This window comes from uncultured Methanobrevibacter sp. (assembly GCF_946184425.1).
Taxonomy (GTDB): domain Archaea; phylum Methanobacteriota; class Methanobacteria; order Methanobacteriales; family Methanobacteriaceae; genus Methanocatella.
The window spans coordinates 14,669-37,685 of the sequence record NZ_CAMHFP010000010.1 but is presented as its reverse complement, the minus strand read 5'-3'; the positions used below and the strand labels follow the sequence as shown (position 1 = coordinate 37,685).

General features: G+C 34.4%; 25 protein-coding genes. 12 read left to right on the top strand and 13 right to left on the bottom strand.

Going from position 1 to position 23,017, the window contains the following annotated elements:
* Nucleotides 1–2: 2 nt before the first annotated feature.
* The 4 genes from Q0P94_RS03430 to mmp11 all read left to right on the top strand — a co-directional run bounded on the left by Q0P94_RS03430 (nucleotide 3) and on the right by mmp11 (nucleotide 2,974).
* Complete coding sequence (locus tag Q0P94_RS03430; protein WP_295113822.1) at nucleotides 3–482, top strand: 3-isopropylmalate dehydratase small subunit; 480 nt, start codon at nucleotides 3–5, stop codon at nucleotides 480–482.
* Nucleotides 457–1,464, top strand: a complete 1,008-nt coding sequence (locus Q0P94_RS03425; protein WP_295113821.1) for an isocitrate/isopropylmalate family dehydrogenase — start codon at nucleotides 457–459, stop codon at nucleotides 1,462–1,464. The genes Q0P94_RS03430 and Q0P94_RS03425 overlap by 26 nt, the downstream gene beginning before the upstream one ends.
* Nucleotides 1,465–1,611: 147 nt before the next feature.
* A complete protein-coding gene (ribH, locus tag Q0P94_RS03420; protein ID WP_292802051.1) occupies nucleotides 1,612–2,028 on the top strand; it encodes a 6,7-dimethyl-8-ribityllumazine synthase in 417 nt (138 codons plus the stop codon).
* A 7-nt stretch (nucleotides 2,029–2,035) separates the two neighbouring features.
* Nucleotides 2,036–2,974: a methanogenesis marker protein 11 gene (gene mmp11, locus Q0P94_RS03415; protein WP_295113819.1), complete on the top strand. Its 939-nt coding sequence runs from the start codon at nucleotides 2,036–2,038 to the stop codon at nucleotides 2,972–2,974.
* Nucleotides 2,975–3,008: 34 nt separating this feature from the next.
* Here the strand turns inward: mmp11 and Q0P94_RS03410 are convergent, their stop codons facing one another.
* A complete protein-coding gene (locus Q0P94_RS03410; RefSeq protein WP_295113817.1) occupies nucleotides 3,009–4,703 on the bottom strand; it encodes a glycosyltransferase in 1,695 nt (564 codons plus the stop codon).
* 216 nt (nucleotides 4,704–4,919) lie between these two features.
* Between Q0P94_RS03410 and Q0P94_RS03405 the strand changes: the two genes are divergently transcribed.
* From Q0P94_RS03405 to Q0P94_RS03395, 3 genes are read left to right on the top strand one after another with little or no spacing between them, the layout of a single operon-like run.
* A complete protein-coding gene (locus tag Q0P94_RS03405; protein WP_295113815.1) occupies nucleotides 4,920–7,073 on the top strand; it encodes a Tex family protein in 2,154 nt (717 codons plus the stop codon).
* Nucleotides 7,074–7,131: 58 nt separating this feature from the next.
* Nucleotides 7,132–8,154 carry a 5-(carboxyamino)imidazole ribonucleotide mutase gene (gene purE, locus Q0P94_RS03400; protein WP_295113813.1) on the top strand — a complete coding sequence of 341 codons (1,023 nt, stop codon included), beginning with the start codon at nucleotides 7,132–7,134 and terminating at the stop codon, nucleotides 8,152–8,154.
* Between the two features lie 7 nt (nucleotides 8,155–8,161).
* Nucleotides 8,162–9,418 carry a UbiD family decarboxylase gene (locus Q0P94_RS03395; protein WP_295113811.1) on the top strand — a complete coding sequence of 419 codons (1,257 nt, stop codon included), beginning with the start codon at nucleotides 8,162–8,164 and terminating at the stop codon, nucleotides 9,416–9,418.
* A 105-nt stretch (nucleotides 9,419–9,523) separates the two neighbouring features.
* Here the strand turns inward: Q0P94_RS03395 and amrS are convergent, their stop codons facing one another.
* From amrS to Q0P94_RS03370, 5 genes are all read right to left on the bottom strand, one after another.
* On the bottom strand, nucleotides 9,524–10,396 hold the full coding sequence (gene amrS / locus Q0P94_RS03390; protein WP_295113809.1) for an AmmeMemoRadiSam system radical SAM enzyme: 873 nt from the start codon (nucleotides 10,394–10,396) through the stop codon (nucleotides 9,524–9,526).
* Nucleotides 10,383–11,306, bottom strand: a complete 924-nt coding sequence (gene thiL / locus Q0P94_RS03385; protein WP_295113807.1) for a thiamine-phosphate kinase — start codon at nucleotides 11,304–11,306, stop codon at nucleotides 10,383–10,385. The genes amrS and thiL overlap by 14 nt, the downstream gene beginning before the upstream one ends.
* A gap of 65 nt (nucleotides 11,307–11,371) precedes the next feature.
* Nucleotides 11,372–11,863, bottom strand: coding sequence for a sirohydrochlorin nickelochelatase (cfbA, locus tag Q0P94_RS03380; RefSeq protein ID WP_295113805.1), 492 nt, complete (start codon nucleotides 11,861–11,863; stop codon nucleotides 11,372–11,374).
* 95 nt (nucleotides 11,864–11,958) lie between these two features.
* Entirely contained in the window at nucleotides 11,959–12,861 is a 903-nt protein-coding gene (gene cfbA / locus Q0P94_RS03375) for a sirohydrochlorin nickelochelatase (RefSeq protein ID WP_295113804.1), read from the bottom strand.
* Nucleotides 12,833–13,231 (bottom strand): Zn-ribbon domain-containing OB-fold protein, encoded by a 399-nt coding sequence (locus Q0P94_RS03370; RefSeq protein ID WP_295113802.1) that lies wholly within the window; start codon nucleotides 13,229–13,231, stop codon nucleotides 12,833–12,835. The genes cfbA (Q0P94_RS03375) and Q0P94_RS03370 overlap by 29 nt, the downstream gene beginning before the upstream one ends.
* A gap of 172 nt (nucleotides 13,232–13,403) precedes the next feature.
* Here Q0P94_RS03370 and Q0P94_RS03365 point away from each other — a divergent pair, with 172 nt between their 5' ends.
* Both Q0P94_RS03365 and Q0P94_RS03360 read left to right on the top strand, forming a co-directional pair.
* On the top strand, nucleotides 13,404–14,348 hold the full coding sequence (locus Q0P94_RS03365; protein WP_295113800.1) for a hypothetical protein: 945 nt from the start codon (nucleotides 13,404–13,406) through the stop codon (nucleotides 14,346–14,348).
* The gene (locus Q0P94_RS03360) at nucleotides 14,338–15,204 is read left to right on the top strand and encodes a hypothetical protein (RefSeq protein ID WP_295113798.1); all 867 of its coding nucleotides are present in this window, start codon (nucleotides 14,338–14,340) and stop codon (nucleotides 15,202–15,204) included. The genes Q0P94_RS03365 and Q0P94_RS03360 overlap by 11 nt, the downstream gene beginning before the upstream one ends.
* A 34-nt stretch (nucleotides 15,205–15,238) precedes the next feature.
* Here Q0P94_RS03360 and Q0P94_RS03355 read toward each other — a convergent pair whose 3' ends face one another.
* From Q0P94_RS03355 to Q0P94_RS03330, 6 genes are all read right to left on the bottom strand, one after another.
* Nucleotides 15,239–15,430: a hypothetical protein gene (locus tag Q0P94_RS03355; protein ID WP_295113796.1), complete on the bottom strand. Its 192-nt coding sequence runs from the start codon at nucleotides 15,428–15,430 to the stop codon at nucleotides 15,239–15,241.
* Nucleotides 15,431–15,607: 177 nt separating this feature from the next.
* Nucleotides 15,608–16,267, bottom strand: coding sequence for a hypothetical protein (locus Q0P94_RS03350; RefSeq protein ID WP_295113795.1), 660 nt, complete (start codon nucleotides 16,265–16,267; stop codon nucleotides 15,608–15,610).
* Nucleotides 16,268–16,429: 162 nt separating this feature from the next.
* On the bottom strand, nucleotides 16,430–17,671 hold the full coding sequence (locus Q0P94_RS03345) for a magnesium transporter (protein WP_367270197.1): 1,242 nt from the start codon (nucleotides 17,669–17,671) through the stop codon (nucleotides 16,430–16,432).
* A gap of 55 nt (nucleotides 17,672–17,726) precedes the next feature.
* Nucleotides 17,727–18,326 carry a potassium channel family protein gene (locus Q0P94_RS03340; RefSeq protein ID WP_295113791.1) on the bottom strand — a complete coding sequence of 200 codons (600 nt, stop codon included), beginning with the start codon at nucleotides 18,324–18,326 and terminating at the stop codon, nucleotides 17,727–17,729.
* A gap of 10 nt (nucleotides 18,327–18,336) precedes the next feature.
* Nucleotides 18,337–19,410, bottom strand: a complete 1,074-nt coding sequence (gene cobJ / locus Q0P94_RS03335) for a precorrin-3B C(17)-methyltransferase (protein WP_295113790.1) — start codon at nucleotides 19,408–19,410, stop codon at nucleotides 18,337–18,339.
* 8 nt (nucleotides 19,411–19,418) lie between these two features.
* Nucleotides 19,419–19,997: a hypothetical protein gene (locus Q0P94_RS03330; RefSeq protein ID WP_295113788.1), complete on the bottom strand. Its 579-nt coding sequence runs from the start codon at nucleotides 19,995–19,997 to the stop codon at nucleotides 19,419–19,421.
* A gap of 155 nt (nucleotides 19,998–20,152) precedes the next feature.
* Here Q0P94_RS03330 and Q0P94_RS03325 point away from each other — a divergent pair, with 155 nt between their 5' ends.
* On the top strand, nucleotides 20,153–21,856 hold the full coding sequence (locus Q0P94_RS03325; protein WP_295113786.1) for a DNA-directed DNA polymerase II small subunit: 1,704 nt from the start codon (nucleotides 20,153–20,155) through the stop codon (nucleotides 21,854–21,856).
* Nucleotides 21,857–21,867: 11 nt separating this feature from the next.
* A complete protein-coding gene (locus Q0P94_RS03320) occupies nucleotides 21,868–22,455 on the top strand; it encodes a class II aldolase/adducin family protein (RefSeq protein ID WP_295113784.1) in 588 nt (195 codons plus the stop codon).
* On the opposite strand, the gene Q0P94_RS03315 is transcribed toward Q0P94_RS03320, so the two are convergent.
* Nucleotides 22,452–22,619, bottom strand: coding sequence for a Met repressor (locus tag Q0P94_RS03315; protein ID WP_295113782.1), 168 nt, complete (start codon nucleotides 22,617–22,619; stop codon nucleotides 22,452–22,454). The genes Q0P94_RS03320 and Q0P94_RS03315 overlap by 4 nt on opposite strands.
* Nucleotides 22,620–22,766: 147 nt before the next feature.
* Here Q0P94_RS03315 and Q0P94_RS03310 point away from each other — a divergent pair, with 147 nt between their 5' ends.
* A complete protein-coding gene (locus Q0P94_RS03310) occupies nucleotides 22,767–23,015 on the top strand; it encodes a UPF0147 family protein (RefSeq protein WP_295113780.1) in 249 nt (82 codons plus the stop codon).
* Nucleotides 23,016–23,017 lie beyond the last annotated feature (2 nt).

The following is a 23,017-nucleotide window of genomic DNA, read 5'->3' as shown; positions in this document are numbered from 1 at the left end:
CTATGAAAGGAACTGCATGGAAATTCGGAAATGACATTGACACTGACATCATCCTTCCAGGAAGATATCTGATTTACACCGATGAAGAAAGGTTATCCGAGCATTGCATGGAAGGTCTAGATGCAGACTTTAATGAAAAATGTAAAAAAGGAGATTTTATCGTAGCCGGAACAAATTTCGGTTGTGGATCTTCAAGAGAGCATGCTCCTATTGCACTTAAAGGTGTAGGAGTGGCTGCAGTAATTGCTGAATCTTTTGCAAGAATATTTTACAGAAATGCTACTAATGTAGGTGTTCCTCTTCTTGAAGCACCTGGAATTACAAAACTTGTGGAAGACGGAGATGAAATAGAAGTTGATATGGAAAAAGGATGCATAACCTCCTCAAATGGAGAGTCAGTAACCTTTAAAAAATTACCTCCATTCATGTTAGAAATACTAGAGCAAGGTGGATTAATTGAGTACCTCAAAAACAAAAGATAAATATCAGATTGCCGTGGTTCCGGGAGATGGAATAGGCAAGGAAGTAATGGAAGCAACAATATCCGTGTTGGATGAATTGGATATTGAATTTGATTATATTTACGGTGAAGCCGGAGATGAATGCGGTGAAAAAACTGGAAATCCGCTTCCTCAAGAGACCTTAGACATTATCAGAAATACCGATGCGTGCCTATTTGGTGCTGCAGGAGAAACCGCTGCAGATGTTATTGTTAAAATACGCCAAGAGATGAAAATGTTCGCAAATCTAAGGCCTGTTAAAACTTATCCCAATACTAACGCATTGTTCGAAGATGTTGATTTCATGATTGTTCGCGAAAATACTGAAGGAATGTATATCGCAGATCAGGAAGAACTGACTGAAGATGGTGCGATTGCTAAAAGAATTATTACAAAAAAAGCTGAAGAGCGCATTATTGACTATGCTTTTAAATATGCTAAGCAAAACAACAGAAGCAAAGTCACAGCAGTTCACAAGGCAAATGTACTTAAAAAAACGGATGGACTGTTTAAAGATGTGTTTTATGAAGTTGCTGAAAGATACCCTGAGATTGAAACCGAAGATTTCTATGTGGATGCTACTGCTATGTATCTCATAACTCAACCTCAAAGCTTTGAGGTAATAGTAACTACAAATTTATTCGGAGATATCTTATCCGATGAAGGCGCAGGGCTCGTTGGAGGACTAGGTGTAATACCATCAGCTAATATTGGTGAAGATGGAGCTTTATTCGAACCGGTTCATGGTTCAGCACCAGACATTGCAGGTGAAGGTAAGGCAAATCCAATAGCAATGATGCTTTCAGCAATTATGATGCTTAGATATATCGGTGAACATGAAGAGGCAGACAGATTTGATTCTGCAATTTTAAAAGTGCTTAATGAAGGAAAAATCCTAACAAGAGATTTGGGCGGTTCCTCAAGCACTATGGAAGTAACCGAAGCTATTATAAATAATTTATAAAAAAATGGAGAATAAAAATATGAATTTCAAAAAATTAAGTAAAATACAATTTGCCGCACTATTTATTATATTCATTATGGTATTAAGTGGGGTAGCAGGATTTATGCTTTTCTTATTCCAAGGATCTTAAAAAGGAGTTGATAAAATATGGCAAAATATGAAATTGCTGCAGTAGTGGCAGAATTTAATTATGATATAACACAAATGATGTTAGAATTGGCAAAAGCAGAAGCAAAAAACAGAGGCTGTGAAATCACAAAAGTGGTAGCTGTACCTGGCGTATTTGATATGCCGCTCGTAATTAAAAAATTATTGCAAAAAGACGAATATGATGCAATTATTACATTAGGAGCAGTTATAGAAGGTGCAACAGACCACGATCAAATTGTAGCACAACATGCTTCCCGTAAAATTGCAGATTTAGCATTGGAATATGACACTCCAGTTGCTTTAGGAATTACTGGTCCTGGAATGACTAGAATGGATGCACACAGACGTGTTAAAAATGCAAAAAGTGCAGTTGAAGCAGCTATTAAAATGTGTGATAGATTAAAAGAAATTTAGTGATTGGATGGAAATTCTCAAACCAAACGAATTAAAAGAAAAATTCACAGACCCTTGGATTGCACCATATGAAAAGGTCTTGACTATGGTCGATGGCGACAAAGTCGAAATTGTTGAATATCATCCATGCATTTCCGGATCCCATTGGTTATTAAACCAATACCGCAACAATTCTGAGTTGATTGATTCAGCACATCGTGACGGAAACAGACATTTCTATTTATGTCATGTAGGATCCAGTCCTATTGATTTGAAAGCCAGTTTCAATGCTGCCGGAATAGATGAGATTGTTGTAGACGGAGATGAAGTCAAAGTAACTCATGCAGGCCTTGCAGGCGCCGGTGTAGGTGCCGGAATGTGCAGAGGAATGGGTGAAGGCGTCAAATATATTGAACTTCTCGACATTGGAGGAGGCTCAAAAGTAGGAAGAGCTACTGTAGTTACTCCAAAACTCCAAAAAGTAGTCATTGGTGTGGATGACACTGACGTAAAGGATGCCGGAGCTACTTGGACAATGGCACATAATTTGGGTGTTGAACTTGCCAGTGAAGGTTATGAATACTTGGACCACATTATTGTTCAATTATACCCACATAACCCTCACAAAACCCAAAACTGTGTATCAATTGCTCTTACATTTGCTGTAGAAGAATCCAAAAGAGATGAATTGATTAATAGAGTTATTGAAATTCTTAAAAGGGATACCCTGTCTGATAAAACAGCAATAGCTATTTTGGAAGGCCTTGAAATACCTGAAAAACTAAGAGAATACTCAATAGCTACCAAATCCGGAATGATGGATGTTGAAACAGCTGAAAAAGTTGCTGAAGAATTAGATATTCCACTGATTGCAGTGACAGGCGAACAAGGAAAAGTCGGTGCGCTTGCAGCGCTTGGACTCTACAACGACGTGGAAGAAGCTGTAAAAGCTTATGATAAAAAATAATCTAAGAATATTTCTTAGATTTTTTACTATTTTTTTAAATATACAAATCAAGGAAATTGCCCTGATTTGACCTTACAAATTGTTTTGTTGAAGTGTATTGAGATGGTTTGAATATAATTTTAATCTCAGAATTACCATGATTGACAGTCATATTTTCCAGATTATCAAATGAAGCGATAACTTCACCGTTTGCAGCAAATGAATAAGAGGAATTTGCTCTAAATACGCCGGATGAATTGCATATTGATACATTATCAACGAGTACTTCAAAGTTTGAGGATTTATAATCCCTTGAAGAAATAATGTGCTTTTCAACAAATGTAATATTCTGATTTTCATTGCTTTGTGTAACAATTGCCTGATTGAAAATCTCTTTTAGGCGACTATTTTGTATTACATAACCTGTTTCAAGGCTTAAAACTTTTCTTGCTTGAAGAGGAAGCCTTATAATATCACTATCGCCACTTCTGGATTCATTGATAATATAGATATCATCCCCAACTTGAATTGTATCATTTACCTTAACGCCAAGCGTCATCATTGCTTCTGAAGGCATTCGAATTTGATCCGATTCATTTTCAATTGCAACATCAACAGTGAATGGTCCCCTAACAGAAATAGAATTGTCAGAAGCGGAATTATCCGCATATATGATTAAGTTTCTGGAATTAGGTTCTATTGAAAGCACCCCATTTTCAAAGTGAGCTGCACCTATGAATGTTGAAATCATCAAAAGCAGTACAATAATGGAAATGATAAGCGGGAAATGGATTTTTATAAAAGACCTTAATATGCTAGTTCCTGGAGTCTTTCTAAACATCACAATGGATTTTACGATGACAAGGACAATATAATAAATAGAAATTATTATTCCAGCAATGGATATTAAAACACCAACTGCAAGAGGAACCATTTTTACGAAAAATACTGTGAATAATCCGAGAATTATCAAAGACAAACCAACGACAGACATACGAATGAAATAACCAATTTCATCAATCATTAAAACTCTACCATATTTATTTGCACGACTTATAATGGTTCTAACAACTTCATTAGCCATCAAATTTAAATCGGAAAGCGGAGACATGTCATGCTCAATTGCACCAATGTCAACTTCCATAATTGAAATACCGAGTACATCAGCATCAATAACAATACCTACATCAACACCATAATCCTTTTCAAAATTAATCTTTTTTAAAATCTCTTTACGTGCCGCAAACTGACCGCTTAAAGGTTGTTCAAATGAAATTTCCGGGAAGAAAAAGTTTAAAAGAGGCTTTGCAGTAAGCTCTGTTACACGTCCACTGGCACGGGAAAATTTAGTTTTAGTAATTTCAGCTTCTCCAAGCAAAATTGGTTTAATCATTGATTCGACTTTTTTAGAAGTTAAATTGTAAATATCGGCATCAATAAATGCTATAATATCACATTCTGCCTCTTTATAACCGGTGTATAAAGCTTCACCCTTACCCTTATTAGTTTCATGATTAATGACAATAGCTCCGGCATTGATAGCTTCATTTTCAGTATTGTCTGTGGATCCATCATTAACGACTATGATTTCATCTACAAACGATACCTTTTTAACTACTTCAACGACTTTAGCTACAGTATCTTCCTCATTATATGCAGGAATAATAACTGAAACCTTTTGGTATTTTTTAGGATTTTCAGTTTTTATACTAGCAAGCAAAAATGCAATAATTACAAAAAACCAATACAAAAAAATTCACCTGAAAATTTAATTATTTATAAATATGTTTTTAAGTACTATAAATATTACTTAAAATACATGCAAATAAAACAATAAGTTAAAATAATACAAAAATAAAAATTAATCTATAAAATTATTTGTTAATAAATTAAAGCATTTAAAAATCTTTAAATATGATTTTAATAATTAACTTTTAATTATATTTAGTTTAAAGGTAGTAATTTGATGATAACTCAGACACTTCAAAAGGAATTGAATTTAGACAACTGGCAAGTTGAAAAAGTAATAAAATTAATTGATGACGGCAATACCATACCGTTCATTGCAAGATACAGAAAAGATGTTACCGGTTCACTCAATGACGAAACTTTAAGAAAATTTGATGAAAGACTAAAATACCTCAGAAACCTTGAAGACAAAAAAGAAAAAATTGTTAAAAGAATTTCAGAACTGGGAAAACTCACAGATAATCTAAATAATAAAATCCTAAATGCCACAACATTAGTTGAACTTGAAGATTTATACAGACCATATAAAAGCAAAAAAAGAACAAGAGCAACAATAGCACGAGAAAAAGGTCTGGAACCATTGGCCCAAATAATTTTAGCCCAGGAAGCAAAAGAAAGCATTAAAAAAATTGCAAAAAAATATATTGACCCCAAAAAAGAGATTAACACAGAAGAAGATGCAATAAATGGAGCTCAAGACATTATTGCAGAAATAATATCTGATAACTCCGAATTTAGAAAGAAAATCAGACAGAACACATTTTATACAGGGCAGATTGAAACAAAAGCTAAAGATAAAGATTCAAGTTCCGAATATGAAATTTACTACAATTACAGCGAAGATTTAAGAAAAATCCCTCCTCACAGGATTTTGGCAATAAATAGGGCTGAAAATGAAGGAATCATTAAAGGAAAGATAGTCTGTGAAACGGATGAAATCATCAAGTATCTAAACCGACATATACTAAAAAACATGTCTGAAATTCCGGAAAAGATAGAATACAACCAGTACACCACTCCAATAATAAAAAAATCCGTTGAAGACTCATATAAACGATTGATATCTCCTGCAATTGAGCGGGAAATTAGAAACTTTTTAACTGAAAAGGCAGAGAAAAAGTCAATTGAAGTGTTTGCAAAAAATCTTAATCAGCTGCTGATGGAAAGCCCCCTTGTGGGAAAAACCATTCTTGGCTGGGACCCTGCTTTTAGAACTGGTTGCAAACTTGCAATCATTGATGAAACAGGAAAGGTTCTGGACACCGCATTAATCTATCCTACAGAACCGCAAAACCAAGTAACTGAATCCATCAGAACTGTTCGTGAACTAATTAAAAAATACAACATCAATGTAATAGCCATAGGAAATGGTACAGCTTCAAGAGAATCCGAACAGATTGTTGCAGAAATTATTAAAGGAACCGACGTTGAATACATTATTGTAAATGAGGCTGGAGCGTCTGTTTATTCCGCTTCAAAATTGGCGGATGAGGAATTTCCTGATTTTTCAGAAGGAGAAAGAAGTGCCGTTTCTATTGCAAGAAGACTTCAGGATCCTTTGGCGGAACTTGTAAAAATAGACCCGAAATCAATTGGCGTGGGACAATACCAGCATGACATGAACCAAAAGCAGTTATCAGAGTCATTGACCGGTGTTGTTGAAAAAGTGGTGAATGAAGTTGGAGTTGACCTGAACACCGCTTCGGTAAGTCTGCTTAATTATGTATCAGGGATTGGAAATGCAACTGCGAAAAATATCATAAGCTACAGGGAAGAAAATGGAAGCTTTGAAAACAGAAAAGAACTGTTGAAAGTCAAAAAATTAGGTAAAAAAACCTTTGAGCAATGTGCAGGATTTGTAAAAATTGACAATCCTCAATATCCTCTTGACAATACCACAATTCATCCGGAGTCATACGATGCTACTTTCAAATTACTAAAAAAATTAAACTATTCTGCTGAAGATATCGGTTCAAAGTCATTGAAACTGGATAATGTCAATCTGGAAGAGATTTCACAGGAGCTTGACATCGGTGTCGAAACATTGAAAGACATTATTAAGGAACTAAAAAAGCCCGGCCGTGACCCCCGTGAAGATATGCCCAAACCAATTTTAAGAAAAAACGTGCTGACATTGGAAGATTTAGAAATTGGAATGATAATGCAGGGAACAGTTAGAAATATAGTTGATTTTGGTGCTTTTGTTGATATTGGAGTTCATCAGGACGGATTAGTTCATATATCCCAGTTAGTTGCGGACAGATATGTTAAGCACCCTTTAGACATCGTCAGTGTCGGAGATATTGTTGACGTTAAGGTTTTAGATGTAGACACCAAAAGAAAAAGAATTAATTTATCTATGATAATTTAAATATTTAAAAGTCAATATTATATAAATGATATAAATTTATTTTAGAAGGGATTTTTGAATGACACCAAAAATAATGATTATTCTTGGAAGTGGTTCTGATATTGCTATTGCGGAAAAAAGTATGGACATTTTAGACAAACTGGAAATACCATACAGTTTAAAAATCGCATCAGCACACAGAACACCAAATTTAGTTCGTGAAATTGTTCAGCAAGGTACTGATGCTGGAATTGAAGTATTTATAGGAATTGCCGGTTTGGCAGCGCACCTTCCAGGTTCAATAGCCGCATATACTCCAAGACCTGTCATTGGAGTTCCGGTAGAAGTTAAAACTGGAGGTATCGATGCGCTTGAATCTATTGTTCAAATGCCTTATCCATCTCCTATTGCAACCGTTGGAATTGACAGAGGAGACAATGCTGCAATATTAGCTGCACAGTTTATAGGACTTCATGATGAAAAAGTACATAAAAAAGTCGTTGCTTTAAGAAAAGAGTATGCTCAAAAGGTTTATTCAAGTAATGAGGAAATTGTCCAAAAAATTGACAGACCATTCATTCAAAACGATTATTTAAGAATTAAAAATCTCGAAATAAATAAATATGATGTTGGCGAAGAGGATATCAACTGTAAAAATAGTGATGCTGAAGTTGCCATAATTGTTGGAAGGCAAACTGACATGGCAACAGCTAAAAAAATAACTGCCATCCTTGACAGGCTCAAGATTTCACACGACCTCAAAGTTGTCTGTCCAATCAGATCCACAAAAAAATTCACAAGCTACATCAAATGCATGAAGAATGCAAAAATTTTCATAGGAGTCAGCTCCAACACATCACAGGTGACCGGAGGAATCGTAGGACTTACCGCAAGACCTGTTATCGGTGTTCCATGTACCAATGAAAACGGTGACGATTATATGCTCACAACTGTTAGCATGCCACCAGGAGTGCCTGTTGCAACCGTTGGGATAAACAACGGTAAAAATGCTGCAGTTCTCGCAGGTGAAATCCTTTCTATCGATAATCCGGAAATCGTTCAGCTTCTAGACAAATTAAAAGACAAAAAAATTAACTTATAGTGATAATATGAAACTTGAAGATAACAACATTATTGAAATTGCAGATGAACTTTCATGCGAATTTGAAATTTCAAAGGTTTTGAGAGAATATCCTAAAGATACAGTGATTGTTAAAAACGTTAAAGGATATGATATGCCAGTCATTACTGGAATCTGCAATACACGTGAGAAAATAGCTAAATCAATCAATTGTGAAGTATCTGAAATTACCGAAAAGATTATTGAAGCTATGGAAAAACCAATTAAAGTGGAAAATTTTACAGACTTCTCCGAATACGATAATCTGGAAGTTGATTTGGATAAAATTCCTATTTTAACTCATTATAAACGTGACGGTGGTGCATACATTACCGCTGGCGTTGTTTTTGCACGTGACCCGGTTACCGGAATTCAAAATGCATCAATCCACAGGATGATGGTATTGGACAGTAAAAGGTTAGTAATTAGAATTGTTCCAAGAAACCTTTACACTTACTTCCAGAATGCTCAAAAGGCAGGTAAAGACCTGGACATTGCAATAGCAATAGGAATGGATCCTGCAATTTTGCTTGCAAGCACTACTTCAATACCTATTGACTACAATGAAATGGAAGTTGCCAATGCATTCAAAAACGGAGAGTTGGAATTGATTAAATGCGGTGATTTGGAAGTACCTCAGGCGGACATTATTTTAGAAGGTAAAATATCCGTAACTGAAACTGTTGCAGAAGGTCCATTTGTAGATTTAACCGACACTTACGACATTATTCGTGACCAGCCAATAATTAATCTGGAAAAAATGCACATCAAAAAAGATAATCCTTGCTATCATGCAATCGTTCCTGCCGGATTTGAACATAAGTTACTGCAGGGTCTTCCTCAAGAGCCAAGAATATACAAGGCTGTTAAAAATGCAGTTCCTACTGTGGAAAATGTTGTCTTGACTGAAGGAGGATGTTGCTGGCTGCATGCTGTAATTTCCATCAATAAGCAAACTGAAGGAGACGGAAAAAACGCCATCATGGCCGCATTATCTGCACACCCTTCACTTAAACATTGTACTGTTGTAGATACTGATGTTAACGTATTTGACGCAGAGGACGTCGAATATGCAATAGCTACACGTGTAAAAGGTGACAGAGACATAATGATTGTTCCTAATGTGCGCGGTTCATCATTGGATCCTGTAGCTGAAAGTGATGGTACAACCACTAAAATTGGTGTGGATGCAACCAAATCCCTTAAAGCACTTGAAAAATTCGAAAGAGTTAGTTTTGGAGAATAAAAACTAACTTAAAACTTCTTTTTTTATAAAATCGCTGGTAACAGCTGAGTTTTCAAAAACAAGAAAGCGAAGTGAAATTGATTTGATACTGTGTGGATTCACCATTTAAATATTTCCCAAATACACATTTTCAATTCCTTTTTCAGCAGCAATATCCCTCGCTTTAAATAGAATTTCAGGATTTGTCGGTGAAATATCGTTCATTTTATAGTATGGAAAGGCCCTTGAGAAATGCAAAGGAACTTCCGGACCCAGTTTATCTGCTACAAAGTCACACAATTCTGAAATCTCATCAGTTGAATCGTTATAATCATTTATAATCAGGTTAGTGATTTCCAAGTGTTTGCCCTCCTGATATATCCTTTGAATATTATCCAAAACAATGTCCAAATCCGCACCGCAGACTTTCCTATAAAAATCCTGAGACATGCTTTTCAAGTCTATGTTGAATGCATCGACAAATGTCAAAACCTCTTCAAGTGATTTTCCCGAATAATATCCGTTGCTTACATAGATTACCTTCAGGTTTTTTTGGCGGGCAAGCAGTGAAGTTTTCTTGGAGAATGGTAAGTGTATCGTAGGTTCATTATAGGTCCAAGCGATTGATGCACAATTATAATTAATTGCATTTTCCACAATTGCTTCTGGCGTTATTTTAACTCCTTGTGAATTTTTATCATATTCCTGTGATATCATATAGTTCTGGCAATGCAAACATGTCATGTTGCACCCAAAACCTCCTATTGAGTATGTCAATGTGCCGGGTAAAAAATGATTTAAAGGCTTTTTTTCAATAGGATCAGGTGAAAGTGATGATACGATACCATATGACTCGTCAAAAAGCTCTCCATTAACGTTTTTATGCTGTCTGCATAGTCCGACATTACCATCAGCTATTTTACAGTAGTTGGCACAAATCTCACAACGGATTTTCTGTGTCTTGGAACTTTTTTTGTATAACTCATTACTCACTAACATAGTGTTCATAACCTTTATTCTTTACCCTTTCAACAAATCCATTTTCCAAAGTTAGCTCTACAACATCAGAATCCGTTACCTCACCAATTACTTTAAAGTCAATAGGCAATTTCTCAATGTTGTCTTTAGAAATAGTGAACAACAGCTCAAAATCTTCTCCGACATGTAAAATCAAGTCCAGATAATCCAAATTCTGTTTTTCAGCCAGTGCCTTATACTCTTCGGAAATATTTAGCATCTCTTCATAAATCATGAAACCGAAATTATCCTTTTTAATCTCGTATAACTCGCTTGCAAGTCCATCGGTAATATCCGTGGCTGATGTTGCAAAATCCCTTAAAATCAAACCTTCTTCAATTCTTGCCTTTGGCTTTAAGGCACTTTTAACATAGACATTGTCAAAAGATTTCAATTCAAAGCCTAAAGCTGCCAATCCTATATCGCCCGTAACGGCTATCAAGTCTCCCATATTGTAGGTGTCCTTTCTTATTGGCTTGTCGCAAAATCCCAAAGCAGTGCCAGACATTATGATTTCAGACGCTTCATTGGTATCACCGCCTATCAATGGAATTGAATAATATTCGCATGCCTTTAAAACGCCGTCGATTATCTCTTTAAATGAATCCAGATTAAAATCCTTCGGAATTGCAATTGACAGTAAGAATCCCAGAGGTTGAGCCCCCATTGCGGCAAGGTCACTTACATTGACAGTAACAGCCTTAAAACCCATGTCAAAATACGTCATGTTTTCCGGAAAATGCCTTGATTGAATCAGCATGTCACAGGTGGAAATAAGATTAGTGTCTTTAAAAGATGTAATGGCCGTGTCATCCGGAGTAATATCACTAGAATGAGAAATAATGTATCTTACCAATTCCTTTTCACCAATATCAGAGACTTTAAGGGTCATGAATATTAGTATAAATTTCAAAATAAATAAATTTTAAGAAAAAAAGTTAAAAAGTGTTTCAGAATTTATAAACTGTCTGAAACTCTGTCTTTTATAATTTCGTATAGGCGTGTATCAATGCCTAACGGATCTGTCAATACGATTTCACCATCAAATTCGAATGTTTCATCATCATGGTCATGATGGTGGTGATGATGATGTCCGTGACCGTGACCATGGTCGTGACCGTGGTCATGATGGTGGTGATGATGATCGGATACCGCTTCTTCATCAAAATCGCTTTCAATACCTAACAATTCAGGTATATCCCTTTTAGTGTGCAATCCATGAGCTACAAACACAGGCACTACAACGATTTTATCCAAATCGTTTTCACTGGTTAATTTATTTATAGTTTCAGGAATGCCTGGTTTTCTGATTTCCATAAATCCATATTCAACAGGCATGTCTGGAAATTCTTCAGCATACATTTCTTTATAAGCTTTAATTACTTCTTCACCGTCGTCCAATCTGGAACCGTGGCTTAAAAGCAAAATTCCTGTTTTTTTATCAGACATATTTTATCATCCGTTAATTAAGTTATAATTAAGATTAAAGTTAAATTCAGTTAAGTTATCTTGATTGAAAAATTTATCAAAAAAATATAACGAAACTAGCAAGCTTCGTTAATCATGGCAATTAGAATATCTATTAAAATGTCATCCGCCTTAATAGGTTCCGGATACAATATTTCCCCGTCAAACTCAACAGGAGTCAAATCATGACTGTGGTCATGCCCATGAGAATGAGAATGGGGGTGTTCATGCTCTTCTAAAAATCCTAAAATATGCGGAATGTCATGGGTTGTGTGCATTCCCGGAGCAATAAAGACCGGTACAACAACAATCCTTTCCAAATCATTTTCCTCAACAAGTTTGTTAATAGATTCCGGAATGCTTGGACCGCACAATTCCATAAATCCAAAACTTGAAGGCAAATCGCATCTTTTTTCAAATTTATTATACAATGCAGTTGCGAATTCCTTGTTGTAATTGAGTCTGGACCCGTGAGTTACAAGTAAAATTCCTGTTTTTGCACTGTCATCAAGTTTGGATTCCGCTAAAGCTTCATTTATTCTTTTGTCAATAATATCTAAGAGTTCATCTCTTGGACCAATCGGACCCAACAGCTGAATTTCGCCGTCGAAATCAACATCATCAGCGATTGAAAGGTAATGTTCAGCAGGATAATTTCCGTCTGGACATCTTGGATCAACTTCCAAAGCCTTTAATCCCAAAAGTTGTGGAATGTCAATGTTGGTGTGAATGCCCGGAGCCAGGAATACAGGAAGCGCAATTATCCTGTTCAAATCATCGACTTGACCTTTTAATATTTCAACTGCGCCTGCAATGGTAGGCTCTGATACCTTCATGTATCCGATTTCTGTTGCCAGATTTGTTTTTTTAATGAATTTTTCTTTAATTTGTGTGAAAGTTTCCTCACCATATGGCAGGGTACTTCCATGACTGACTAAAATAATAGCCGTATTATTTGATAACTTTGAATTTATATCCATAGGAGATTACTCCATCCTCTCCATCTTCTCTAATTTTTCTAAATACCATTTCTACATCGTCACCGATTTCAATATCATCAACATCACAGTCTACAAGTTGTGAAGTTAATTTAGCACCTTCTTCAAGTTCAATTACAGCTACAGCATAAGGAGCTGATTTTTTAAAGTTATCCGGTGCAGATCTGATAACTGAATAGGTGTATATTTTACCTTTTCCTGAAAATTGGAAAGGTTCAAGATTTCCTTTTCTTCTACAATTAGGACAAACTACACGAGATGGGAAGAATAATTCTCCACATGTGGTACATTTAGAACCTATAAGATTGTATCTTTGTTGTATATGACGCCATGTTCTTACAGTATCTGACATGTAAATCCTCCATATATTTTCTAATAAGTATAGTATCTATTCAATAATATAAATAACTATTTTTTTTATTACTATTTTCGCCTATTTGTTAAGAAAGTAATACATAATTATGCAAAATCATAAAATCACACTTGCAAAATAAATTTAAATTTTTATGCTAAATTTCAATATTATGAAAATCGACTCCAAAGGAAATATAATAGTAGGCAGCGTGGCCGTTCTAATAGTATCATTGTTACTGATAGCCATTTTTATAATTACAAGTATAAACTACATTGAAAGCGAAAATATCGAGCTGAAATCAAATAATAATTTCAGGTATATTGTTGATGACTACTCAGGCAGCCTGGAAAACATCGGCCGTGAATCAATCAACGATGCAACTCAGAAGGTATATAACGGATTGCCTGTTTTAAACAGTGAAAATCAAATTAAAAAGAATCTGAACAAACATTTGAAAACATCGAACAAAGATTTTGAAAAGAGATACGGAGTAAAGATTTCATCAGAGGCAATATCTGTGGAAAACACAGCAAGCCCATGGAAAATACTGTTGAAAGTGAAATTGAACATTGAAAAGGACAATATAAAATACTCCGATATCATCGAAAGGAATGCATCGGTTGAAGGTTTAAGAGACCCGCTGCCCCTGGCCAAGCTAACAATAGCTTCAGGAATTTTGACCTATGACGAAAAAATCCATTATAAAAATGCGATAGCCGGATATATGATCTTGCACAATCTCAAATCACCCCAGTCATACATTGAAGCCACAGCGCCATTATACATCAAGAAATGTCCCTATGATCCTTACACCCATCATGGCGATCCGGGAGTGCTTAAGGACTGTCTTGATAAGGGATATTTCCATGAAAGCGCTGACGGAAGCTGTTATCTCTGCAGACTTGAAGGAAAGGGCAAATGTCCACACTACGGATTTGAAGTATTTATTCAGACACATACTCCACTCAATAACGAATCATTGTCCTGCAGTGACCATGTAGTGTTTTCAGACCATTATAACGGAGAAAAGATTGATCCGACCGATTGGGACAGCCTGATTCTAGACAGCTCTCACAGAAAAAAATACGGACTGGTGGGTGAAGATGGACAGTAAGGGAAACATCTCCATAGAAATTGGAATAATTCTAATCATTATAGTGCTGATAGCTGGAACTGTACTTTCATTAAGTGAAATAAGCACTCAAAAAATTGTCAGGCAAACTGAAAACGAACATATACAGACTTTTATTGAAGAAGCTGTCGTCAATCTGATAAACAATCCCGGAACCCCTGAAAACTGGGAAGTCAAGAAAAAAGGAACCCCCGGTCTTGCAATCGTTAATGAAGAGGGGAAAGTTATTCCAAACAGTATATCCTATACGAAATTTTTAGCCCTTAAAGGCAACTACAAAAAACTGGTAACAAGAACTCTGTTTGATTCAAAAATCAAAACATCCATGGAACTGATACCACATGAGAGTAGTGTTTCAAGTGTAAAAATAGGAAACAGTGAAAAATCGAATGTCATACATTCCGTCAACAGACTTGTGAAATGCGACTTTTACAAGAAATATGTCATCAAAGATTTTCAAAATGAGGGAAAATGCAACCACAATCACGACCAGACATCCCATAGCTGCAACTATTTTAAGGTCTTTAAAGGAAACCTGCGAGCTTCTGATTACTATCTGCTAATAGACGATAAGGAAAAATACGATTTGAAATACTATATCGGCACAACAAGACTCGCCAAGGACAAATCCTGGGAAAACGTAGTCAGTGATGAAATCTATCTAAACGATGAAATCAACTTCTATGACGACAAAAATGCTGTTGTGTTTATTCATTTCAACCATCAAAAAGCCAAGGCGCTGCTTGTAAGTGTTCCAAAGACCTTTGACAAAAACAAGCTGGAATACGACTATTTCCGAACAAACGATTGCGAATTTATTTTAAGGGCGTGGTATTAGATTAAAAAAAATAGAATAGAGATTTTAAAAATCTCTATCTTACAACATTTATTCTTACAAATTTACCTAATAACCTGAAGTTTTTATTACCTGCAAATTTAACTAAAGCATTAAACCTTCCAACCTTATTCAAGTTGGTTATTTTAAATATAGCTTTACCTTTAGCATTGGTATATGCTTTGTAGAGTTTACCGTTCACTTTTAAGGTAACTAAAGACTTTTTCATATACTGGTTTTTGTTTGTTTTCAAAATAACAATCAATATAAGAATTATTAAAAATTAACATCTCACAATCATTTAAAGTCAACATGTCAATTTTAGAATTGTTGAAATATGCATAAGAAGTTTGATTTGAATAATCTTTATTTGATACAAATCTTTCAATATAAGTATTTGTTAGAGTCATATTCTTATTGTTGTATGATGACCAACATAAGAATTGTAGATATCACAGCATCCAATATTATAAATAAATTGTATAGGTATATCAAATTTAAATGGAGCTGAAAATAATTCGGAATTAGATAATCTTGAGGTTTTAACATTATCTATAAAAGTATAACTTTCATTTTCAATTATCCCAATACTTGTTTTAAAATTATCAAAAGTAGAATTAGAAATATACAATTGTCCTTGATTTATAATAGAAGAAGGAGTTTCACCATTTAAATCACAATATCCATTAATAAATTTAATATTATTTAAAAATAAAGATGCATTTGGGCTAATTTTAAAAAATCCTTGTGAAATTTTACCATTAAGTCCATCAATTGTAACATCACCAATACCAGTAATAGAAATAGCCTTATTGACAATTTCATAACCTGTGGAGTTATAAGTACCGCTTTTCAGGTAAATGTTTGAATTAGTTGGAGCTTTTTCAATTGAATAGTTAAGTGTTTGATAGGGATTGTCAACAGATCCATCACCAACGCTATCGCTACCATCAACACTTACATAAACATCATTTTCATTTAAAATAACAGTTTCATTATCAGCAAAAGCCACATTAACTGTTAAAAATAATGATAAAATAATAAAAAATATCATTAACTTTTTCAAACATGATCCTCCACCATTTTAACTGATATATATTATAGTTAAAATATATATAAATTTTAAATTAAATTGATAAAAAATAAATAATTATTAACTTAAAAGAAATGATAAATAAAAAAAATGTAAAATCAGTCGATATCTAAATTAAAATAAAGCCATTATCACCTAAATTAAAATCCCCAATAAAAGCAAGGATACAGAAATCAGAATCAGACTTGAAATTGAATCTGTAACACTGGTTGAAATCGGAATTACAATATTATCCGGATCCAGATTATGATTATAGGAAATAGTTGAGATGTAATAAACTAAAAATACCATTATTGTAACCAAAATAAGGCCTGATAATGTGGAAATTGGAATTATCTTATCGAATCCGACACCTGCAACGCCAAATATTATGGATGATGTCTCAGCAAGTATTGCGATAAAAGGGAATATTACAATAGCTAAAATAAAGCAGATTCCGAAATTGTGCAGAGCTTCTCCTTCCGGTCTGGACAAGGGTTCTACAAGACCTGAGTGAAGACCGGATGAGAGTCTTGCTCCTAAAATACTAATTAAACTACCACATTCACCTGAAAATAGCGGTATTAATGTGAGCAGACTTGGATTTGTAAGCAATGTTTCAACAGCACCATTCAATATTCCTCCGGCTGAACATCCCAAAAATGAGCATAAAAGCAGTACCGGAGAGGACTGTGATAATATTGTTTTGGTTTCATCAGACAGTCTGTAACAGTAAACGAATGATACTGCAACAACTATGAAAATAACTGCAAGAACGGCATCTTTCAAAATCCAGCTAATGCCTAAAAACTGCAATATAAATAAGGATAAAATAATTGCCGGCAAAGTAAACAAATCACCGAAAGCTGCAATAATCGGACTTGTGATATTGTCCGGATCCCAACCATGCTCAAAGCTTTTGAATGATATGAACATGGTTATCGGAAGCATTATGATATTTGAAATGATGCCTGCAATTACGGAAATTAAAATGAAATCTATCAGTGACATTGCAGGATAATGCAGTAGCAAACACATCAGATTAGCTACAATGCCTAAAAATATAGATAAAACCAATGTCAAAACAAATGAGGCAAATATATTATGATTTAATTGCTCTGACATTTCAAATTTGGGAGATATTATACCAATGTGCAGGTTGGTAGACAGTCTGGATGCAAATGATCCGAAAATATTTCCCCTCATTCCAATAGCGCCGGGAATCATTACAAGTAATCCCGGAAATGTTTCGAGGAAAAATGTCATCTTACCCAGTATGACACCAGCCACCAAATCCCCAATGGCACAAATCAAAAGAGCTATTAAACCTTCTTTTATGATATAGTCGTGTTCAGCGTAAAAATCAGATAACGCCTGAGCAGATAGTGAACTGCGAATCTTCTTCTGTCTGTCTTTCACATGTATCACTACCCTTAATCATATTTCACACAACCTAGTCTTCGTCTTCTAATTCTTCTGGAATATCATCTAAAGAACAGCTTCCCGCTGCAAGTTTTTCAAGCAAATCTGCACCTTCATCTGTTCCTTTTAAAATTAATGTATCGTCCGGTAAAAGCATGGTATGCTTATCAGGTCCATAAATCCATGATGAACCTCTTCTGATTGCAATTACTCTCATTCCAGTACGATTAACTAATAATAAATCTCCTAAAGTATTGTTAGCAAGTTCTGATGAATTATCAATTGTAACTCTCACAATACTTTTGTCTGATTCTTCCATTACCATTTTAAATACTGGATGAGGTTTAAAACCAGTTATTACCAAATCAGCTAAATCTTTTGCAGCGTTTGCCATACTTTCTGTAGCTTCGGCAATTTCAAGCAATGCTGTTAATTTCTCAGCATCCTCATATGAACGTGCTGCAACTAATGATTCCTTTTTGATTTCATAATTCATTGCATTAACTTCATTTTCTAATGTAAGCACTTCTTCAGCAGCTGTCTTGCTGTTGAACAGTACTGCGGAATATGCCAAATCAACCATCAGTTCCGACATATTCTTCATTTCTATTAAAAGATTTTTGATTGACAATTAAATTACCTCATAAGTCATTTGGATTGACATGCAATAGGCATGCCTTTCTAAGTTTCAATAATGTTTTCTTTTTGGATTTCAAATCTTCAACATCTTCAATGATATTTTCTAAAGGTTCTCTTAAACATTCAACGGCTTCCTTTTTATGGAGCCAGTGGCAGTTTGTACAGTTCCAAACCCCTTTACCTTTAATCCATTCTCCACCAGTTGCGGAATCTCCACATGGATAAAACGGACAGTAGCAGAAATCACAGTACTGGCCGTCATAGTGGCACGGATAATACTCACATTCCCTATTGGGACCGTGTGGGATTTCGCCTTTGATAAATTTTTCATAATGATTCTGTGATAGCGGATGAATCTTAGACCTTATAACATAACCTCTTGGTGTTATAAGCTTTCCATCCTGCTCATAAGTAATATCGTTTCCGACAATTAAAGTACATGACATATTGACAATGTCTTCAGTTAAATCTTTGATTTTAACGATTGTAGCTTTTGGAGGCTCATAGGTACTGTCCACAATACCGACTAAAGCATCTTCTCCTTTAATATCTAAAACACTTTGTTTAAATCTTCTAAATGGTTCCTTTCGTGTTTTGCTTATGGGATTGTATATTGCAACTATCATATTGGCTTCAAGCGCATATCTTAACTTCTTTTCAATTTCAGACATGGGTGTTAAAATATTGCTTAAGCTGATTGCTGCAAAATCATGCAAGGGAGCACCTAAATGACTGGACGCGTAATTAAGTGCGGACACGCCGGGATAAACCTTGATTTCAACATTTTCATATTTGCTTACAATTTGATACAATACATTAGCCATTCCAAAAACACCAGGATCTCCGGAACTAATCAATGAAACTGTCTGGCCCTCTAAACTTCTTTGTATGGCAAATTCAGCTCTGGCTATCTCATCACCCATTCCTTTTTTGATAACCTCCTTTTCGGATATCAAATCTTCAATCTGGTTGATGTATTTTTTATAGCCAATTATTACATCAGACTCTTCAATAGCTTTAATAGCTCCTAAAGTCATGTTATCTCTATTTTGACCAATTCCAATTACATTAATCATAGTATCAGTTAATTATAGCTTGTATAACTTGTATTAAAATTTCCATTATTGCTGCTGTAATTTGTGTAAGCAGTGTTTTCAGTGTTAACATTATGCAGTTTTAAAACTGAATTTATAACAAGGGACTTTTCATTAACTACAAGTCCTGTGTCCTTATATGTAGCATTTCCTTTTGCTATAATCTTATAGGACGGAACCTTACTGATAACAATCTGTCCGGAAGTTGAGTTAGGAGATGCATATCCTAATGCCTCAATAGTAACTGTGAAATTATTCTTATCCGGATTATCATAGGTTGAAACATTCATAGAATCAACGTTTACACCATCAACCTGCGATAGGGATTCCATTTTTAGGGCAACATCCTTTTTATTTGTAATGTTAACAGGAGTCGGATCTTTAATCAACATGTCGTTTACTTTTTGCGGATTGAAAATTCCGGTAATTTTTGAAATCTGCATATCTATCAGTCCCTGAACGTTTGGAGCTTCAGAAGTAACGATTGTATATGAACTGACCAGCCCAATTTCAAAGAATATGATAAATATTACAATAATTAAAATTATTCTAAGTACCTTATTTGCCATTTTATCACAATCATTAAAAACTTATTGAATAACAAGTATATTATAATAATGTAAAATCTATTTTTAATATATAATAAATATAACGAAAAAATGTAAAGTTTTCCATCTGAAATTCTCAAAGTTTATTAATATAGAAAATAAAAATTTTAATTAATATGTCAACTAATAAAATTCTATTAAAATTTGCAAAAAAAGGAATCAACCTATCACCTGAAGCTTATGATAAAGTTATCAATGCAGAAAATCCTACTGATTTTGCATCTTCACTGATAGTTAAATTAAAAAGCGATAAATTTACATCCAAAGATTTAGTATCAGTGAGCGGTGAAATAGTTGATGAAATAACAGGGAACAAATCAATAGATGAACATGACACTCAAAAAACATTGACTGGCGAAGTTAAAGAAACATCACATGAAAGCCAGCCGGTCAAAGAAAAAACAAATCAAAAACCAAAAACACAAACAATACCAAAACCAAATCCTGAACCAAAACAGGAAGAAAAAAATATTTCAATAGACAATATGAAAAAAGACAGTGACGTCAAGGAAAAGCATGTGAATGAAATTATTTTAGAAGCTTCCGAAACTGTAAAGGATGAAAAAATACAGTTCAAGAGGAATCTTGAAAAGACCAATGTTGAATATGATTTTAAAATTATACAGGACACAAGTAAAAAATCATACACAAGCGGAGAAATTGAAAACCTCATTTCATACTTCCAAAGCAGATATGAAAAGTTATACAACATTCTATCCAAAAGGCCTGAACTAAGAAATCCAATTAAAGTGGCCGACATTGACGATTCCCAGGATAGCCTGAGCATGATTTTAATGGTCAAGGAAATCAGATCAAGTAAAAACGGCCATAAAATTGTTGAATTTGAAGATGACACAGGAAACATTTCCGTTTTATTCTCAAATAACAATGAAGAACTCTTTGCAGAAGCTGAAAAACTTGTAAGAGACGAAGTAATAGGCGTCATTGCAAATAAGAGTGATGACAATTCCTTTGCTTTTGGTCAGCAAATTATCAATCCTGGAATTTTAAGAGTGCCCGATAAGGAAATGGATTTTGGAATTGTATTCCTGTCTGACGTTCACATTGGAAGTCTTACTTTCCTTGAAGATGCATTTTCAAGATTTATTGATTGGATAAACTGTGATTTCGGTACAGAAGAACAAAGAAGAGTTGCTGAAGATGTCAAGTATCTTATTATCGGTGGGGATATTGTAGACGGAATTGGTGTATATCCAAACCAGGAAAAAGAGCTTGCAATCAAGGATATTACCGAACAATATAACGAAGCGGCAAGATTTTTAGGAAATATCAGAAGCGATATCAAAATTATCATTGCACCTGGAAACCACGATGCATCAAGAGTTGCTGAACCTCAGCCTGCTGTGCCTGAAGAATATGCAAAGGCATTATATGAACTGGACAATGTTGAATTTATCTCAAATCCGGGTGTAGTTTCCCTGGATGGAATTAATGTACTTATTTATCACGGACGTAGTTTTGACGACCTGGTAATGGCTGTCAAGGACTTTGAATATGAAAAAAGTGATAATATAATGGAAGAATTATTGCAGAAAAGACATTTAGCACCAATTTATGGTGAAAGAACACCTCTTGCTTCAGAACTTGAGGATTATTTGGTTATTGATGAAGTTCCTGATGTTTTCCATACAGGACACATTCACATTAACAGTTACAGAAGATATAAAGGAGTACATTTAATAAATTCAGGTACTTTTCAGACTCAGACTGAGTTCCAGAAAATTTATAACATTAATCCAACCCCTGCTGAAGTTCCTGTACTTCATAAGGGAAAATATAAACATTTCAAATTTTTATAAGAGGTTATTTGATGAAAAAAAATATTGGAGAAATAATTGATATTTCAAATGAGATTTATGACAAAGGCTTAGTATCAGGAAAAGCCGGAAATATAAGCGCAAGATTTAAAGGAGAAAACGGTGATATGATAGCCATCACACCTACATTAAAGTCATTGTCAAATCTAAATGAGGAGGACATTGTCCTTGTCGATTTGAATGGAAACGTGCTGACTAAAGGCAAACCTTCCTCTGAAGTGAATATGCACCTAGAAATATATAAAAAAAGACCAGACATCAACGGTATTGTTCATACCCATTCACCATATGCCACAGGATTTGCCCATTCATCTAAAAAAATCAAAAGATATGAAGGATTTGGAGAAATCAAGACCCAATTTTTAGCTGAAATAGAATATGAAAAACCGGGAAGTGATGAATTAGCTAAGAATGCAAGTGAAGGTATTGGTAATGAGGATGTTTTAATCCTTAAAAAACATGGTGTGATTTGCGTTGGTGAAAACTTAAAAGAAGCTGAATTACTTGCAGTTTTTGTTGAAGAAACTGCTAAAACTCAGTTTGTAACTTATATATTGAATTCAGTTGAAGATAAAATTTAATCTTCATCTGAAAAAGCATTTGATTTATTTCTACTGTTCATACCTTCTTCAATCATTTTAAGGATTAAACCGGATAATGAAGTATCTTCATCAATTGCAATTTTTTTCAATTCTTTTTTTAAATCAACGGGTAGATTTATAGTTGTTTTGCTTATATCTGACATGTATAATAATTCATTTTAATTTAATATAAAGTTTACTATCAAATCAAATATTTAATAATTACCAAAAACTATTTAAAGGCATGATAAAATATATAATATTTAATACATATTTTACTTATTTTTAATAATATTTTTGGAGGAGTAATTATGAGCAATCAAACTATTGATGAGGTATCAGAGATTTTGGAGTATATCACTGAAAATAACACTGTGCCACGTAACATTAGAGAGGCAGCAAGTGAATCTAATACACTTTTAAAAGATGAAGAACAGGACCAATCTGTAAGGATTAGTACTGTTTTAGGAAAATTGGATGAAATTAGTAATGATCCTAATATCCCTGTTCATGCTAGAACTTTAATTTGGGAAGTTTTATCTAAATTAGAATCAATCTAATT

What these genes read in the sequence shown, in the direction of transcription:
- Q0P94_RS03430 (WP_295113822.1), top strand. Translation starts at nt 3, where the DNA reads ATGAAAGGAACTGCATGGAAATTCGGAAATGACATTGACACTGACATC.
- ribH (WP_292802051.1), top strand. Translation starts at nt 1,612, where the DNA reads ATGGCAAAATATGAAATTGCTGCAGTAGTGGCAGAATTTAATTATGAT.
- mmp11 (WP_295113819.1), top strand. Translation starts at nt 2,036, where the DNA reads ATGGAAATTCTCAAACCAAACGAATTAAAAGAAAAATTCACAGACCCT.
- Q0P94_RS03405 (WP_295113815.1), top strand. Translation starts at nt 4,920, where the DNA reads ATGATAACTCAGACACTTCAAAAGGAATTGAATTTAGACAACTGGCAA.
- purE (WP_295113813.1), top strand. Translation starts at nt 7,132, where the DNA reads ATGACACCAAAAATAATGATTATTCTTGGAAGTGGTTCTGATATTGCT.
- Q0P94_RS03395 (WP_295113811.1), top strand. Translation starts at nt 8,162, where the DNA reads ATGAAACTTGAAGATAACAACATTATTGAAATTGCAGATGAACTTTCA.
- amrS (WP_295113809.1), bottom strand. Translation starts at nt 10,396, where the DNA reads ATGTTAGTGAGTAATGAGTTATACAAAAAAAGTTCCAAGACACAGAAA.
- thiL (WP_295113807.1), bottom strand. Translation starts at nt 11,306, where the DNA reads ATGACCCTTAAAGTCTCTGATATTGGTGAAAAGGAATTGGTAAGATAC.
- cfbA (WP_295113805.1), bottom strand. Translation starts at nt 11,863, where the DNA reads ATGTCTGATAAAAAAACAGGAATTTTGCTTTTAAGCCACGGTTCCAGA.
- cfbA (WP_295113804.1), bottom strand. Translation starts at nt 12,861, where the DNA reads ATGGATATAAATTCAAAGTTATCAAATAATACGGCTATTATTTTAGTC.
- Q0P94_RS03370 (WP_295113802.1), bottom strand. Translation starts at nt 13,231, where the DNA reads ATGTCAGATACTGTAAGAACATGGCGTCATATACAACAAAGATACAAT.
- Q0P94_RS03365 (WP_295113800.1), top strand. Translation starts at nt 13,404, where the DNA reads ATGAAAATCGACTCCAAAGGAAATATAATAGTAGGCAGCGTGGCCGTT.
- Q0P94_RS03360 (WP_295113798.1), top strand. Translation starts at nt 14,338, where the DNA reads ATGGACAGTAAGGGAAACATCTCCATAGAAATTGGAATAATTCTAATC.
- Q0P94_RS03355 (WP_295113796.1), bottom strand. Translation starts at nt 15,430, where the DNA reads ATGAAAAAGTCTTTAGTTACCTTAAAAGTGAACGGTAAACTCTACAAA.
- cobJ (WP_295113790.1), bottom strand. Translation starts at nt 19,410, where the DNA reads ATGATTAATGTAATTGGAATTGGTCAAAATAGAGATAACATGACTTTA.
- Q0P94_RS03330 (WP_295113788.1), bottom strand. Translation starts at nt 19,997, where the DNA reads ATGGCAAATAAGGTACTTAGAATAATTTTAATTATTGTAATATTTATC.
- Q0P94_RS03325 (WP_295113786.1), top strand. Translation starts at nt 20,153, where the DNA reads ATGTCAACTAATAAAATTCTATTAAAATTTGCAAAAAAAGGAATCAAC.
- Q0P94_RS03320 (WP_295113784.1), top strand. Translation starts at nt 21,868, where the DNA reads ATGAAAAAAAATATTGGAGAAATAATTGATATTTCAAATGAGATTTAT.
- Q0P94_RS03315 (WP_295113782.1), bottom strand. Translation starts at nt 22,619, where the DNA reads ATGTCAGATATAAGCAAAACAACTATAAATCTACCCGTTGATTTAAAA.
- Q0P94_RS03310 (WP_295113780.1), top strand. Translation starts at nt 22,767, where the DNA reads ATGAGCAATCAAACTATTGATGAGGTATCAGAGATTTTGGAGTATATC.